Raw genomic sequence first — 516 nt, forward strand, 5'->3', positions numbered from 1 at the left:
AAAAAATTCAAAATGGAACACAAGCCGCGCGGCAAGACGTTGGTGACGTTGCAACGCAACGCCGAGGCCCGAGGAGCGGCAAACATGATGAACGACGCGGACGACGACAGCCGTGAGTCGGACGACATGGTCTGGGACTGGAGCGAACAAGGACGCAACTATCGGAGAAATGTGCTTAACAGGACATCCCTCTGGCCATCGTGGCAAGGCATGCAGACCGCTTTCGAGGACATGAAAAAAACGGCGCATGGTCAGTCCGAGCCGGCTGGTGAGTCGTCGGATATGCTGAAGATAAAATCAGACGGAAGCCACGCAAATGGGAAGTCATTGACGGAATTTCAAGTTCGCCCCAACCTGCTGCCGACAACGTTAAGTCTGGCGACTCAATTCGGTATTATGGGAGAGTCGCAACCGCCGAGTAGGTATGTGGCCGATAGTCCTGCATGGTTCAGAAGGCCGCAGACGGCGGTAACTGTATATGACCCTGCGCAGAGGCAGGCGATTGACCAACAAAGG

1 protein-coding gene is annotated in these 516 nt (G+C 54.8%); it reads left to right on the forward strand.

Going from position 1 to position 516, the window contains the following annotated elements; genetic code table 11:
* Positions 1–516: hypothetical protein (locus ACCC84_RS23725; protein WP_371902450.1), on the forward strand; the 516-nt coding region annotated here is incomplete at both ends.

It is taken from the genome of Serratia odorifera (assembly GCF_041448735.1).
GTDB lineage: Bacteria > Pseudomonadota > Gammaproteobacteria > Enterobacterales > Enterobacteriaceae > Serratia_F > Serratia_F odorifera.